Raw genomic sequence first — 14140 nt, 5'->3', positions numbered from 1 at the left:
CGGCGCCCGGTTTCATGCCGTCTTAAGGCGGATACGCACGCACAAACCGCCCATATCGTCGCGTTCAAGAAGTTCCAGCTCAGCCCCGTGCTGCTCGGCAATTCGCGCGCAGATCGCCAGGCCTAGACCGCTGCCCTGCCGGTTCGAACTCAGCCGGCCGAAGCGCGCCATGGCCGCGGCCCGCTGGCTTGCCGGAATGCCCGGCCCTTCATCCTCGATAAGCAGGGTCGGGCGCCCCGCCGCCAGGAGCGCCCGAATATGTACGGTGCCACCGGTGGGCGAATGGCGGATCGCGTTATCGATGAGATTGCGCAGCATCAAACCGAGTAAGCCGGGTTCGGCGCGAACCGCGGGTATGCCCGGCTCTGCCTCGAGCGACAGCGATATACCCGCCCGTTCGGCCAGTGGCGCCATCAGCGCGGCTTCTTCGCGAAGCAGCGGCGCGAGCGCCGTGGGCTTGAGGGCGATCGCGACCTCGTTGGATTCGATACGGGCCAGTGTCAGCAACTGTGACGCCAGATGCGAGCCCCGATTACTGGCCTGGAGCAGGCGATCGAGACTGCGCGCGCGTGCTTCGGCATCGGTTTCCGTAGCCAGGGATTCGGCATGCAGCTGAATCGCTGCCAGTGGCGTACGCAACTCGTGGGCGGCCTCGTCGAGGAAGCGGCGTTCGCGCGACCATGCACGCTGCAAACGCGCGAACAGCGAATCCAGCGCCGTGACGATCGGCCGCAAGTCGCGTGGCGCACGAATCGCAAGCGGGCCGAGATCGCTTTCATTGCGTGCCCGGATGGTCTCGGTGAGCCGTGACAGCGGCCGCAAGCCTAGGCCCACCACAAGCCAGACAAGCAACGCCATCAAAGGCATGCCGTACAGACTCTTCTGGACGGTTTTCCAGGCAATGCGACCTTCCAGTTCGCCGCGGATATCCTCGCGCTGGCCAACCTGCAAAGTACCATCGGACTGAGCCAGCGGCAGCACGAACACGCGCCATGCACGCCCGCTCAGGCGCACCGTGTCGTAGCCCTGCTCGATACGGGTGAACGGCGCCTGGGGCGCACTCAGCGTCTTCGCCTGTATCCGGCCCTGGGCATCGAGCAGTTGAAAAGCCAGCTTGCTTTCATACTCGTGTCCGGTGGCCGCGATTTCTGCGCCTTCGTGCTGATCCTCGGCCTCGTCTTGTTCGTCGTAGTCGCCCATGCCCTGCCAGCCGTGACGCTCGAGCGACTCGCGCAATACCGATGCCGACTCGGGCGTGCCCGCGGCGAGCAGGCCCTCCAGCACGCGTGCGGACTGGGCCAACTGGGCATCGAAGATTTCGTTGATTTCGTGGCGGGCCGCAGTATAGCTCGACGATAACAGCGCGGCGTTCATGCCGAGCATGACCACGATCAGCCCGACCAGCAGCCGTGCGCGAATCGATCCCGGAAGCAGGCTCACGAAGCCTCGGGCACCATGTAACCGACCCCACGCACGGTACGAATCAACCCGTCCGGTAGCTTGCGTCGCAACGCATGGATATGAACCTGGATCGCGTTGCTCTCGATATCGGTATTCCAGCCGTAGACCGCGGCCTCGAGATGATCCGAGGTCAGCACCCGCCCTTCGTTGCGTAGCAGTTCGGCCAGCAGCGCGAATTGGCGCCGACTCAACGCCACCGGTGCGCCGTCGACCCGGGTTTCCCAGGACGCGGTATCGAGTTCGACCGCGCCGTGACTGAGGCGGTGGCTGGCCTGACCCACGCCACGGCGAATCGCCGCGCGCACACGGGCGAGCAGCTCCTGGAGGGCGAACGGCTTGAGCACATAGTCATCGGCACCGGCATCGAGGCCACGTACACGCTCGTCGAGCGCATCTCGCGCACTCAGGATCACCACCGGCACCGTATAGCCGTCACGCCGGATACGCTTGAGCAGGCTGACACCGTCCATATCCGGCAGACCGAGATCGAGCACGATCACCGAGAACTCGTGTACGGCCAGCGCGGCCAGCGCGCTGACCGCATCGCCCGCGGCCACGATACGAAAGTGGGCCTGACGCAGGCCGCTATCCAGGCCGGCACGCAGCGATTCGTCGTCCTCGATGACCAGGACGGCCGGTACCGGATCAGTGGCCAAGGTGCGCCTCCACATCATCGCGCAGTGCACGGATCTCGGCCCGACGCCCCGCATCGGCCACTGGGCGTTCAGGTCGCCTGGGCGCCGCCAGCGCCCGGTCAAGATATTGCAGCGCGCTGCGATAATCGGCTTTCTCCTCGGCGAGATACTGGGCATAGAAATAGTTGGGATCGATACCGTGCGGATTGATCGCCAACGCCTTTTTCAGCTGCGCCTCGGCCTTGTCATCGCTGCCGAAGCCGATCGGCCAGCCAGGTACTTTGTAGTAGAGCACACCCAGGCTCGTATGCGCCGACCCGGCCAGCGCGCGCGAATCGATAGTGATGGCCTGTTCATAATCCTTGCGGGCGCGCTTGACCAACCCCAGTGCGCCCAGACCACCCTGCGCGCCCGCCTGGCTGGAAAGAATGATGCCGTCCCAGATCAGCGGCTCGGCGCGGTTCGGATAGTCCGCAACCAGCTCTGCAGCGCGCTGCTCCAGCGCTTCGAACGCCTTGGCCTGGGCGTCATCGCCCTGGATTTCGTAATTCACATGCGCCCATTCATGCTGCAAATCGAGCAGCCGGACATCCATCGTGTCGGCCGCATTGGCCAGCGGCAACCACAGGGCCAGCAAGACCCCGATCAACATCTTTTTCATGAATCACCTCGAACCGACTCTGTCGGCAGATACGCCAATCGGGACCGAATGATCGGCAACTGCTTGCGCAGTGCACCGTCGACCACACCGGGGGCCATACGGTTCACCCGGGCGAAAAACCGCTCGGGCCAGCCAATGCTGCGCTCTGCGCGCGGGCTGCGAATCATCGTGGTCACGGCTTCGGCGATGCGTGCCGGCGGGTCCACCTTCATGTTCATGGCGGTCTGCAACGCACGAATACGGCTGTCGTTCAACCCGGTATCGACCGCCCGTGGCGACAGCAGTGCCACGCGCAGGCCCGTGTCGGCATATTCACGCCGCAAAGCTTCGGCGAAACCGCGCAGGGCGAATTTGGTCGCACTGTAGGCCGCGAAGCCGGGATAGCCGAGCGTGCCGAAACCCGAGCCCATGAACAGCAGCAGCGCCTCGCGCTGTTGCTGCAGGGCCGGCAATACAGCGCGGGTCAGCTGTATCGGCGCGCTGATGTTGGTGGCCACGATATCGTCGATCTGACAGTCGTCGAGCGACTCGAACAGCCCACTCACATTGCGTCCGGCGTTGTGAATGACCACGTTCACCCCGCCCTGCCATTCGCCGGCTAGGGCGGCCAGCGCGTCGCGGTCGGCGGCATGGGTCAGATCAGCCGGCATAATGGCCACTTGAGCGCCGCGCTCACGCAGTACCCGCGCCAGGCGTTCGAGTTCGCTGGCGCGGCGCCCGGTGAGCAGCAAAGCCGCGCCTTCGCCCGCCAGGCGTTCGGCGATAGCCTCGCCGATACCACCGGTCGCCCCGGTCAACAGCACACGTACCTGTTCGAGCTTCACGAGGCCACCTGCGTATCAGCCGGCAGCGGCAGGGTGCGGAACATGTCGCCGTAGAGCGTAAAGATCACACGCGCGGTATGCGTGACCGCGGCCTTGTCATCGTCGTCGTCGAGCCGGTTCATGAGTTTTTCGAAGAACTTGATATGGTCCTGGTCGAGCGAGCCGTGCGTATTCAGATAGGTCAGTGCCTTGTCGGGCAGACCGAGCTGCTTGCGGATGATTTCGGCCGCAGGCGTGGCGAGTTGAATACTGGTGCCCTCGAGCACGTTGACCATGCCGAAAAAGCCCACGGGATTGCCGCGATCGATCACGTGATAGGCATAGCTGACCATCAGCTCGGTGGGCAGTTCGGGCGTGCCATGACGTACGGCTTCGGCGCCGCCGCCCATGCGCTCGATATCGCCCAGAATCCATTCCTGATGGCCCATTTCCTCTTCGATATATTCGCCGATGGCCTCGCGCAGCCATTCCAGCCGGGCCGGCAACCGCGAACCACAGGCCATGAGCAGCGGCACGGTGTGCTTGACGTGGTGATAAGCCTGGGTCAGAAACGCGATATAGCTCTCGCGCGAGGCGCGGCCATCGAACACCGCCTTGATGATCGGCGCCGAATGCAGGTATGCACGTTCGGCCTCGGTATCTTTTTGTAGCTGATCGTAGAAATTCATGGGGTCAAAGCTCCGTTGATGTGGGACTGGATAGGCTGGGCGCGAGCGCCTGCGCTGTTTCATGAATGCGGCTTCGGTAGTGCTGCCAGATCGCGTCACGGCGTAGCCGACCGTTCGCCGTGGCCAGGCCATTGGCGGCAGTAAACGGCGCGTCGGCGACGAACCAGCCGCCGATGCGGGCATACCGCGGCAACTGGGCATTCGCCGTGGCAATCGCGGCTGTCACCGCGGCCTGCTGGGCCGCACCGGGCACGACCACGGCGATATTCACCGCCATCGCCTCGCCGAAAATCGCCACCTGGCGTAATGCGCTCGTCTGGGCGAGCAACGACTCGGGCCACTCCGGATTGACGTTGCGCCCGAAGCTGGTGGTGAACTGGTTTTTCTTGCGGCCGCGCACATACAGAAACCCGTCTTCGTCGAAGGCCCCCAGGTCCCCGGTGGCAATCTCGCCGCCCACGGCCGGCTCGCCGAGATAGCCGAGCATGGCGTTGCCCGAGACATGGATTTCGCCGTCCTCTGCGATGCGCACCCGCACATGCGGCAACGGCCGGCCCACACTGCCCGCGCGCGTATGGCCCGGTCGGTTCAGGCTGACCACCGACGCGCATTCCGACAGGCCGTAGCCTTCATGCACCGGCAACCCGAGCGCCCGGGCGCGTTCGATTAGCGCAGCGCCGACCTTGCCGCCCCCGACCGCCATGAAGCGCAGGCTCGCCGGCATCGGTGCGCCGTGTTCACCCATCACCACCAGCGCCTTGAGCAGTTCCGGCAGCACGATGACGCTATCCGGTGCCCAGTAATGCAGGCAGGCGAGAAAGCGCTGGGGCTCGAACCCGCCATCGGCCGTGAAGCCGACTTCGGCGAGCGGCGGCGCGCAGACCGCCGCGCCGATACCCAGGGCCGCATAGCTGCCGGCGACGTTCTCGAGCAAGGTCGCGTAGGGCAGTACGCTCAGGTGGCGCCGGATACCCAGCGCTGCCAGCGTGCCGGCCAGCGACTCGGCCAGCCGGGTGGCGTTCGCCGCCCCCAGGCACACGCCTTTCGGCTGGCCGGTACTGCCGGAGGTGAACGTCATTTGCACCGTATCCGGATGCAGCGCAGGCGCGGCCGCGACCTCGCGGGCGAGCACGGTGAAACCGCGATCGCTGCCTACGTGCCGCAGCCCGCTATCCAGACCAGTCAGACGCTGCGGCGTATCGGTGAGCACATGATCGATGCCGGCGTGGGCGATGACGTGTTCAAGCTGGGTGTCGGCAAAGAACGATGGCAGCGCCACGCATACGGCGCCGGCCGCGCGGATGCCCAGATCGGCGGCGATCCACTCGGGGCTGTTGTCGGCCAGCAGCCCGACCACGCGTGCCGCGCGGGCCGTAACGAGCGCGCGCCAGCGATCGATTTCGTCGAGCAGTACATCACGCTCGAACGACCGCCCGGGCGCTAGAACCGTACAACCCCGGCCCAGCATGTCGGCAACACTCAACATGCCTGGGCCTGGCATGCAGCGGGTAAGGTGCGTGCGGCACTGGCGCCAATCAGGCCGGCATAGACCCGTGGCGCATGGGCGTAATAACGGCCCCAGTCGGTATCGGCCGGCATGAGTCGCCCGGGCTCGGCGCTGCCCAGATCGAGCGGGCTCATGCCCAGGCGGATAAAGCTGTTCACCAGTCCACGCGTGGCCGTAAAGGCCGCCACGCTGTAGCCCGCGCCGTGCAGCCAGGCGATGGCCATGACGATCAGCCGTCGGCCGGCGCCTGCCCAGTCGGCAGCCAGCCCGCCCACTTCGACGATATGAGAACGCACCAACGACGGCCCCAGGCGCCCGCCAATCGCCCGTTCGACGGGCATCTGCAGGTATTGCTCGAGAAAAAGCGGCCCGTCACTGGCGGTACGAAACCCCAGACAGGCGCGCAGCCCCTGATTGTCGAACAGCGCCAGCTGATGCGGATAGAACTCGGCGACCTGGGCCGAATAATGCAGCGCGTACTGATCGGCGGCGAAGCGTTCCACAACGCTGCGCCCGCAGGTTTGCGGCTGGTAATAGCGCAGCCACGGCCCACGGATCGGTTTCGACCTGCCTGTCATCGCTCGCTCCACGAATAATGAGGATTCGCAGCGAGACTAGGGATCGAAACTTAAGGTTCGCTTATGTATCTACCCGGACGTATTGACCCTGGGGCCGATAAAGTTGTCAGCTGCCCGAGTCCAGCGGCCAGAGACGCGCGGCGCCGCGCACGCCGGAGGCATCGCCGTGGATCGCGGCGACCAGGGGCGTGTCGATATGCTCGGCGAAGGCATGCTGAGCCCAGATCTTGGGGACCTCACTGTAGAGCCAGCGAATCTGGGAGAGCCCGCCGCCCACGACGATGACATCCGGATCGAGAATATTCACGATCATCGCCATCGCCCGCGCCACGCGTTGCAACCACGCCTTGAGGGTAGCGCCGGCCAAGCGTTCGCCGGCCTCGGCGCGCTCGACGATGGCCCGCGCCGGTATATCGTAGCCGCCGCGGCGTACATGGTCGGCCGTCATGCCCGGCCCGGAAATCCAGGCTTCCAGACAGCTGTCGAGCCCGCACCAGCAACGCGGCGGCTGGCGTGTTTCCGCCGCCGACGGCCACGGCAGACACACATGGCCCCATTCACCAGCCAGGCCGTTGCGGCCGGTGATCAGCTGTTTGTCGACGACCACCCCACCGCCTACACCGGTGCCCAGAATTACACCAAAGACATTGCGATGCGCAGCGGCCGCGCCGTCACGCGCTTCCGAAAGCGTCAGACAATCGGCATCGTTGGCCAGGCGCACCGGCCGCGACAGCGCGGCTTCGAGATCGGCGCCGAGCGCACGGCCGTTCAAACACTGGGAATTGGCGTTGCGCAGCCGGCCCGTGCCGGCCACGACACTGCCCGGGGTGCCCACGCCCAGCGGCAATCCGCTGGCGCCGACCTCGGCTTCCAATGCCATGACCAGATCGATGATCGCCTCGAGCGTGGCGTTGTAGCCGTTTTCCGGCGTGTCCACGCGCCGCTCGGCCCGGACTTCGGCTTCGCCATCGAGCACGATACCGGCGATCTTGGTACCCCCGAGGTCGATACCGACACGCAGATTGGGATGGGCGCTGGGCTGGCTCATGTCACGCTCGCGTCACAGTGGCGAACCATACTGTCGATCACGGGACCGGATGACACGACACGCACATTCGGAGATGGATTCATGGTTCGCAAGCAGATCAGATTTGTCGGCTATGTTATCGCGACGCGCCTCGTTGTGGGGGCCGTGCCTTTCGGCAGTGTCGATGCAATGCCGCGCACACCGCGCTAAGCGCCTTTTTGATGAGACATGAAACGCAGCTGGCTATGCGCAAGCAAGCCGTTTGTCCGCCAATCAACGCCAATACACGCCGATAAGGCGAAAGACAGATGGTTTGACGGCCACGTAGGCTGCTGCGCTCACCGCATGCTGAAAGCCATCCGCAGACGCAGCACGATGGGTGCGATGTCGGTAATCGACTCTGTGATGGCTTCGTTCCTTAAGAGGAACCGCAGATTTCGCCGATTACGCAGATGAACAAGTGCGCCCCATGCGCCGGACAAAAGCGAACGACCGCGATGGCCTATCTTAGACCCGTGTGATCTGCGTCGATCTGCGGACTTGTCCATCAAGCAAGCAAATTGTCCGCAAATGAACTGCGGTTTCAACCGATCGATGCAACACACTGCGCATAGACAAGGCAGGAGTTGTATCAGTGAGAGGCAGGAAGCGGATTTACTACACGGCTGCACAGCGCGCCGAGATCTGGGATCGCTGGCAACGTGGCGAGACGCTCGAACAGATTGCCCGTCAGTTGGATGGTCGGCGCCACGCGGTCAAACGCCTGATCGCAGCATCCGGCGGCATTCGCCCCGCAGCGCGCCGCCGGGCACGACATACACTACGCTTAGACGAACGCGAAGAGATTTCGCGGGGGCTGGCGCAACACCAGTCAATCCGCGCTATTGCGCGATCACTCAGCCGATCGCCGTCCACGATCAGCCGAGAGATTGCCCGACATGGCGGCTCGGCCCGTTATCGCGCGACGACGGCCGACCAGCGCGCATGGGATCGGGCTCGACGCCCCAAGCGTTGTAAGCTGGCGGTTCACGATACGCTGGCCAACGAGGTGGCCACGGGTCTGAAAGCCTGGTGGTCGCCACAGCAGATCGCCGGCTGGCTCAAACGCCGCTATCCCGACCAACCGAGCCGACAGGTGTCACACGAAACCATCTATCGCACGCTATTCGTCCAGACACGGGGTGCGCTCAAAAAAGAACTGCTGTCGCATTTGCGTCGAACGCGCGCGATGCGCCGGTCGCGCCACCACACGCTCAAGTCGGGACAACGTGGCCAGATCACAAACGCGGTCTCGATCAGCGAGCGACCGCCGGAGGTCGAGGATCGTGCCGTACCGGGGCACTGGGAGGGCGATCTGGTCTTCGGTGGCCGTAACAGCCAGATTGCCACTCTGGTGGAGCGACACACGCGCTATGTGATGCTGCTCAAAGTGGCCGACCGGAACACCGAGACGGTCATTAATGCCTTGATCGATAATGCCAATCGATTGCCGCGCGAACTCTATGGCTCTTTAACCTGGGATCGCGGCTCGGAAATGGCCGATCATTGCCGCTTTACGCTGGCTACCGATATTCAGGTGTATTTTTGCGATCCTCGGCATCCTTGGCAACGTGGATCGAACGAGAACACCAACGGCTTGCTCCGGCAATACTTTCCCAAAGGTATGGACCTGTCCGCCGTTTCTCAGAAAGAACTCGATGCCGCCGCAAGAAGCCTTAACGGGCGGCCTCGCAAAACACTAAACTTTGAAACGCCCGCAGAGCGGTATGAAAAAATCGTTGCAACGATCTATTGAGACCGCCACGCGAATACACGCGAATAAGGCGAAAGACAGAGCGCTCAAAGGCTGCGAAAGCTGCTGGCCACGCCGCATACAAAAGGCCATCGCAGACGCAGCGCGATATATACGGCTACCGGTAATCGACCCTGCGATGGCTTCGTTCCTTAAGAGCAACCGCAGATTTCGCAGATTACACAGATGAACAAGCGCGGCCCATGCGCCGGACAAAAGCGAACGACCGCGATGGCCTATCTTAGACCCGTGTGATCTGCGTCGATCTGCGGACTTGTCCATCAAGCAAGCAGGTTGTCCGCAAATGAACGCGAATACACGCGAATAAGGCAAAAGTCAGATGGTTTGACGGCCACGTGGGCTGCCGTGCGCGCCGGATGCCCACCTGTTGGCATAACCCATAGCTACCCAACATTTGCGTTCATTGGCGTGCATTCTCGGACGGTTTTTTCCTTGTTTGAAGAAGAAAAACCGCAGATGTCGCAGTTTGCGTGTCCAGCGGGGCACGCGAATAAGGATCACTCGAGGCCGAGTGGCTGGCTGTTCGCGTCGTATGCGCAACCGTATACATGATCAAGAACGCTTTTGAACCGTCGGGCGAAAGGCCGGGCGCCGGCGCCGTTGGTATCAATCGATTGCAGTGCGCAGTAATGCGACGCAATCGGCGTCGAGCTTGTGGGTGATCAGTTCGTCGGCACGCGTGCGTCCATGATTGATCGCCATGATCGGCAGCCCGCGTGCCGCTGCCTCGCGTACGAAACGAAAGCCCGACCACACCATCAACGACGAGCCCACGATGAGCATGGCCTCGGCGCGGGCCAGCCCGGTCCAGGCTCGGGCGACCGTCTTTCGCGGTACCGCCCCGCCGAAAAACACGACGTCCGGTTTGAGAATGCCGCCGCAGACCGGGCAGTCGGGCACCACGAAACGTTGATAGTCGACGTCGCCGAGCTCGATATCGCCGTCCGGGCGAATGGCATCGCTATCGTGCAGCCAGTTGCTATTGCGTTCGACCAGCATCTCCTGCACGCGGTGGCGCGCTAAGCGCGTATCGCAGGCCAGGCAAATCACGCGGTCGAGGCGGCCATGCAGATCGATCACGCTGCGATTGCCCGCTGCCTGATGCAGACCGTCGACGTTCTGGGTCACCAGCGTACCGATATGGCCGGCCGTGGCGAGGCGGTAGAGCGCATCGTGCGCCGCATTCGGCCGGGCACGGGCCACCGCGGGCCAACCGGCCATGCTGCGCGCCCAGTAGCGCTGGCGTTTGCCGGCCTGGCTGATGAACGCCTGGTGCTGGATCGGTTTTGCCCCCTTCCAGCCGCCATCACGATCGCGATAGTCGGGAATACCCGAACCGGTGCTGATACCCGCGCCGGTAAGCACGAACAGACGCCGGCCGGCGGCCAGGAACTGGCGTAGCGCATCAACCTGATCGGCACGCGGCGCTTCATCGCCATCGCCAGGGGCGCGCAGCGCGTCGGGGATATTCATGCCACCCCCGCCACGCCAAGCGCGGCCAGATCGCGACGCAGAGATTCGATATTCTCGAAACGCAGCGCCTGCCAGCCGGCGGCTTTCGCACCGTCGACATTGATCTGGCGATCGTCAATAAGCAGACAGGCGCCCGGCTCGGCTTCGAGCGCGTTGGCCACATGGGAGAAATCGCGCCGATCGGGTTTTGCAAAGCCAATTTCCTGAGAGGCGAACGCGCGCTCGAGTACATCGAAGAAACGAAAATGTTGCTGCATGTAACGCCAGTGCACCGCATTGGTATTGCTATAGCAGGCCAGACGATGATGCCGCGCGAGCGTCTGCATGAGCGCGCGCATTGCTTCGTGCTCGCCCAACAGCATCGCTTCGAGTTCATGGGTGAGCCGGTCGGTCGTGATCGGCTCGACCAGGGTGTGATTGAGCGCGGTATGAAAACCGGCTTCATCGAGTTCACCGATCTGAAACCGCTCGGCGAGCGAGAACGGCTGGGTAGTAAATCGCTCGCGCAATACCTCTGCCAGATGGCCGCTGCTCGTGCGCGTCTGCTCGGCGAGTTCGGCCAACATTTGCGCAGCGGGTTTAACGTCTACGACCACGCCGCCCAGGTCGAAGACCAACCAATCGATGGAATCGTTCATGGCGCGCAGTTTACGCAAAGCAGGCGAACCGCGATGCGTCGTGGGCGCGATACCCGCGCATCGGTCCGCCCTGCACTAAGCAAAACCCCTGGCCGAATCGGCTCGAATTCGCGCACGGCGTTGGATACGTGCTGCCAAGCCCGGCTCGGCCCGCGCGAGCACGCGGGCCGAGCCATGGACCGTCACCAAGCCTGCATTGCAGCCAGGCGGCGGCTTATTTGTCAGCGTCGAGCAGCGAATTGACCTTGTCGATATAGGCCTGCATCGCGGTATCGGTATCCATGCCTTCGAGCTTGGCCCAGGCGTCGTACTTGGCGCGGCCCTTGAAATCGGTCATGCCGGGGCGCTTGCCTTCGACATCGCCGACCGTGGCTTGTTTGTAATGGGCATACAGGGCGAGCAGGTCGTCGTTCTTGGGTCGCGACGACAGGGTTTCGACATCTTTCTGGGCCTGCTCGAAACGCGACTTGAGGTCTTCTGCCATGGTTTTCTCCTTGGGGCCTGCGGCGGTTGCCGGACATACCGTATCGACGTACACGACTTGCAAAAGCCGCGTCGTGAACGCGGTGTCCCAATGCTACACGAGCCGCCGGCCGCGCCGTAGCGCGGATGCGCGACTTCGCGTCGTCGACCATCGTCATGCGCCGGACGACCTGCCGGCGCTGACGAGCGACAGGCTTCGAACGCGTCGTTTCAGACCCGCCGCTGCCAGGTCATGAACCGATGCGCGGGCGTATCGGCGGTGGCGGGTACGTAATCTTCGTACACCCGCTGCCACTGGGGCCAGTCGATTTCGGGAAACCAGGTGTCGCCGCGATAGGTGGCTTCGATACGGGTCAGCTGCAGCGTATCCGCACGATCGAGGGTGAGTCCGTAGACCTGGGCGCCGCCGATGACCATCAGCTCGCCTGCCCCCTGGGCCGCCGCCCACGCGATCGCCGTATCGATATCGCCGACGCGCTGTACACCCTCGGCGTGAAAGTCCGGATCACGGGTCAGCACAAGATTGTCTCGCTTGGGTAACGCCCGGCCGATGGATTCGAATGTACGCCGGCCCATGAGAATCGGTTTGTGCAGCGTTTGTTGCTTGAACCAGCGCAAATCGCCGGGGATATGCCAGGGCATGCCGCCGTCAGCGCCGATCACGCCATTCTGATCCATGGCGGCGATCAGGCTCAGGCGGACATCGGCCGGCGATCGTTCGGTTGCTGCGGACATGGCGTGCTCGGTCAAATTCGAAAAATGGATAACGCCGGGCCGACACGCGCGGCGGCTCAATCGTGCGCGGCGCTCCCCTGTTCGGGCAGATCCCTGAGCTCCAGAATAAACCGTGTGCCGGTTTCGTCGGTACGCTCGATACGCAGATCGCCGCCGTGGCGACGACAGATCCGCCGGCAGAGCGACAGCCCGATACCGGTGCCATCGGCATGCGCCGAACCCGCGTCGCGCCGAAATGGCTGAAACGCTTGTTCCGGCGAACCGATGCCGCGCGCATTATCCTGATAATACACGATTTTTATACCCGAACCGGTGTGTTCGAGATCGGCTTCGATCCGAATGACCGGTGCCTCGTCGGGGCGTCGGTAACGAATGCTGTTGTCGATGAGATTCTGGAACAGTGCGCGCAGCTGAGCGCCATCACCCCGAATCGCGCCCAGAGGCTTCAATTCGAAGCGGACCTGATGTTCTTCACTCAGCAAGGCCAGGTCATCGCGCACTTCGTCGATGAGCGTATTCAGATCGTGGCGTTCGATCGTGCCCGTACCCGTGTCGATACGTGCCAGGCGCAGCATGCCGCCAATCATGTGCTGCATGCGATCGGCCGCGCCGCGCAGTGCAGCGAGCTGTTGGCGCCCGCTTTCACTCATACGCGGCGCTTCGCTGGCTTCCAGCTGGCGGGCGTTATGTTGCATCTTGCGCAATGGTTCGCGCAGATCGTGTGCTGCGGCCAGCACGCCGGCGCGATCACTGGCCCGATCCAGCCCCAGGCACGATTCGCCGCCGGTAGGCTCGGCCGACCGTACGGCATCGCCGGCATCGATGAGCAGGGTAAAGCCGTTCAAACGGCCATCCGCACCGCGTAGCGGTAATACACGCGCCGTACGCGTGGGCATATCGGCCGCCGCGCCGACCGGGCGAACCGCCAGGCTGATGGGCTCGCCCGAACGAACCGCGCGATGGAGCACCACCGGCCAGGCCGGCTCGTCGCGCAGTTCGACACAGGCCTGAATGCCACGCCCGAGGGTGTCTTCGACATCGCAGCCCATCCAGCGTGCCGCGCTTTCGGCCAATCCCGCGATCCGCGCGGCCATATCGATACCGATCCAGGCCGGCTCGTCGCTGGCGCGGGTCAGATTCAGGCGATGCGCAGCCAGCAGATTTTCATTGGCGTTGACCGCATCGGCAGCCCGCCGCGGCCCTGTCGCCCGCAACAGCACGATAAAGCCGATCACATCGTCAGCGGTATCGGTACGTGGCGTCAGATCAATACTGCACAGCCGGCGTTGACCGGTGCGCGTCATCAGCGCGGCCTCGAAACGCGCCCGGCCACGGGCACTGGCTTCGAACAGGGCGCGCGGCAGGTCGGCTTCGAAACGACGCTCTTCGGGCAACAGGGTTTCCAGCCGCTGGCCTTGGACCTGCGATGCGATATGGCCGAACAGCGCTTCCGCACTGGCGTGCCACATTTCGATCACACCCGCGCTGTCGAGCAGGCACAGCCCCGCGTCCGGCATCTGCTCGAGCAGCAATGCCAGCGCGGCCGTGCCCAGCGAGGCATGCTCTGTTTCCGGGCCGTCACTCGTGGCAGAACTCATGACACACCGCCACATGCGCGCATAGCGCGCTGCTGAGCG

14 protein-coding genes are annotated in these 14140 nt (G+C 63.8%); 1 reads left to right on the top strand and 13 read right to left on the bottom strand.

The window, feature by feature from the left end; genetic code table 11:
* Positions 1-12: 12 nt before the first annotated feature.
* The 8 genes from T5B8_RS06345 to T5B8_RS06310 all read right to left on the bottom strand — a co-directional run bounded on the left by T5B8_RS06345 (position 13) and on the right by T5B8_RS06310 (position 7382).
* Complete coding sequence (locus T5B8_RS06345; RefSeq protein ID WP_353177203.1) at positions 13-1440, bottom strand: ATP-binding protein; 1428 nt, start codon at positions 1438-1440, stop codon at positions 13-15.
* The gene (locus T5B8_RS06340) at positions 1437-2117 is read right to left on the bottom strand and encodes a response regulator (protein ID WP_353177201.1); all 681 of its coding nucleotides are present in this window, start codon (positions 2115-2117) and stop codon (positions 1437-1439) included. Before T5B8_RS06340 ends, T5B8_RS06345 begins: the two co-directional genes overlap by 4 nt.
* Positions 2107-2757, bottom strand: coding sequence for a tetratricopeptide repeat protein (locus T5B8_RS06335; protein ID WP_353177199.1), 651 nt, complete (start codon positions 2755-2757; stop codon positions 2107-2109). The genes T5B8_RS06340 and T5B8_RS06335 overlap by 11 nt, the downstream gene beginning before the upstream one ends.
* Positions 2754-3581, bottom strand: coding sequence for an SDR family oxidoreductase (locus T5B8_RS06330; RefSeq protein ID WP_353177197.1), 828 nt, complete (start codon positions 3579-3581; stop codon positions 2754-2756). The genes T5B8_RS06335 and T5B8_RS06330 overlap by 4 nt, the downstream gene beginning before the upstream one ends.
* Positions 3578-4249, bottom strand: a complete 672-nt coding sequence (locus T5B8_RS06325; protein ID WP_353177195.1) for an iron-containing redox enzyme family protein — start codon at positions 4247-4249, stop codon at positions 3578-3580. The genes T5B8_RS06330 and T5B8_RS06325 overlap by 4 nt, the downstream gene beginning before the upstream one ends.
* Before the next feature lie 4 nt (positions 4250-4253).
* Positions 4254-5735, bottom strand: coding sequence for an AMP-binding protein (locus tag T5B8_RS06320; RefSeq protein ID WP_353177193.1), 1482 nt, complete (start codon positions 5733-5735; stop codon positions 4254-4256).
* Complete coding sequence (locus T5B8_RS06315; protein ID WP_353177191.1) at positions 5729-6334, bottom strand: thermostable hemolysin; 606 nt, start codon at positions 6332-6334, stop codon at positions 5729-5731. The genes T5B8_RS06320 and T5B8_RS06315 overlap by 7 nt, the downstream gene beginning before the upstream one ends.
* 106 nt (positions 6335-6440) lie before the next feature.
* Entirely contained in the window at positions 6441-7382 is a 942-nt protein-coding gene (locus T5B8_RS06310) for an ROK family protein (protein WP_353177190.1), read from the bottom strand.
* Between the two features lie 613 nt (positions 7383-7995).
* On the opposite strand from T5B8_RS06310, the gene T5B8_RS06305 reads away from it, so the two are divergent.
* Entirely contained in the window at positions 7996-9156 is a 1161-nt protein-coding gene (locus tag T5B8_RS06305) for an IS30 family transposase (RefSeq protein ID WP_353177189.1), read from the top strand.
* Positions 9157-9780: 624 nt separating this feature from the next.
* On the opposite strand, the gene T5B8_RS06300 is transcribed toward T5B8_RS06305, so the two are convergent.
* From T5B8_RS06300 to T5B8_RS06280, 5 genes are all read right to left on the bottom strand, one after another.
* Positions 9781-10647 carry an NAD-dependent protein deacetylase gene (locus tag T5B8_RS06300; RefSeq protein WP_353177187.1) on the bottom strand — a complete coding sequence of 289 codons (867 nt, stop codon included), beginning with the start codon at positions 10645-10647 and terminating at the stop codon, positions 9781-9783.
* Positions 10644-11285 carry an HAD-IA family hydrolase gene (locus T5B8_RS06295; protein ID WP_353177185.1) on the bottom strand — a complete coding sequence of 214 codons (642 nt, stop codon included), beginning with the start codon at positions 11283-11285 and terminating at the stop codon, positions 10644-10646. Before T5B8_RS06295 ends, T5B8_RS06300 begins: the two co-directional genes overlap by 4 nt.
* Before the next feature lie 214 nt (positions 11286-11499).
* Positions 11500-11769 carry an acyl-CoA-binding protein gene (locus T5B8_RS06290; protein WP_353177183.1) on the bottom strand — a complete coding sequence of 90 codons (270 nt, stop codon included), beginning with the start codon at positions 11767-11769 and terminating at the stop codon, positions 11500-11502.
* A gap of 209 nt (positions 11770-11978) precedes the next feature.
* Positions 11979-12503: a dihydrofolate reductase gene (locus T5B8_RS06285; protein ID WP_353177182.1), complete on the bottom strand. Its 525-nt coding sequence runs from the start codon at positions 12501-12503 to the stop codon at positions 11979-11981.
* Between the two features lie 56 nt (positions 12504-12559).
* Positions 12560-14101: a sensor histidine kinase gene (locus T5B8_RS06280; RefSeq protein WP_353177180.1), complete on the bottom strand. Its 1542-nt coding sequence runs from the start codon at positions 14099-14101 to the stop codon at positions 12560-12562.
* Between the last annotated feature and the right edge of the window lie 39 nt (positions 14102-14140).

Origin of the sequence: Salinisphaera sp. T5B8 (assembly GCF_040361255.1) — a bacterium.
GTDB lineage: Bacteria > Pseudomonadota > Gammaproteobacteria > Nevskiales > Salinisphaeraceae > Salinisphaera.
Note: the sequence above shows the minus strand (reverse complement) of the source record. Positions and strands in the feature narration are given on the sequence as shown.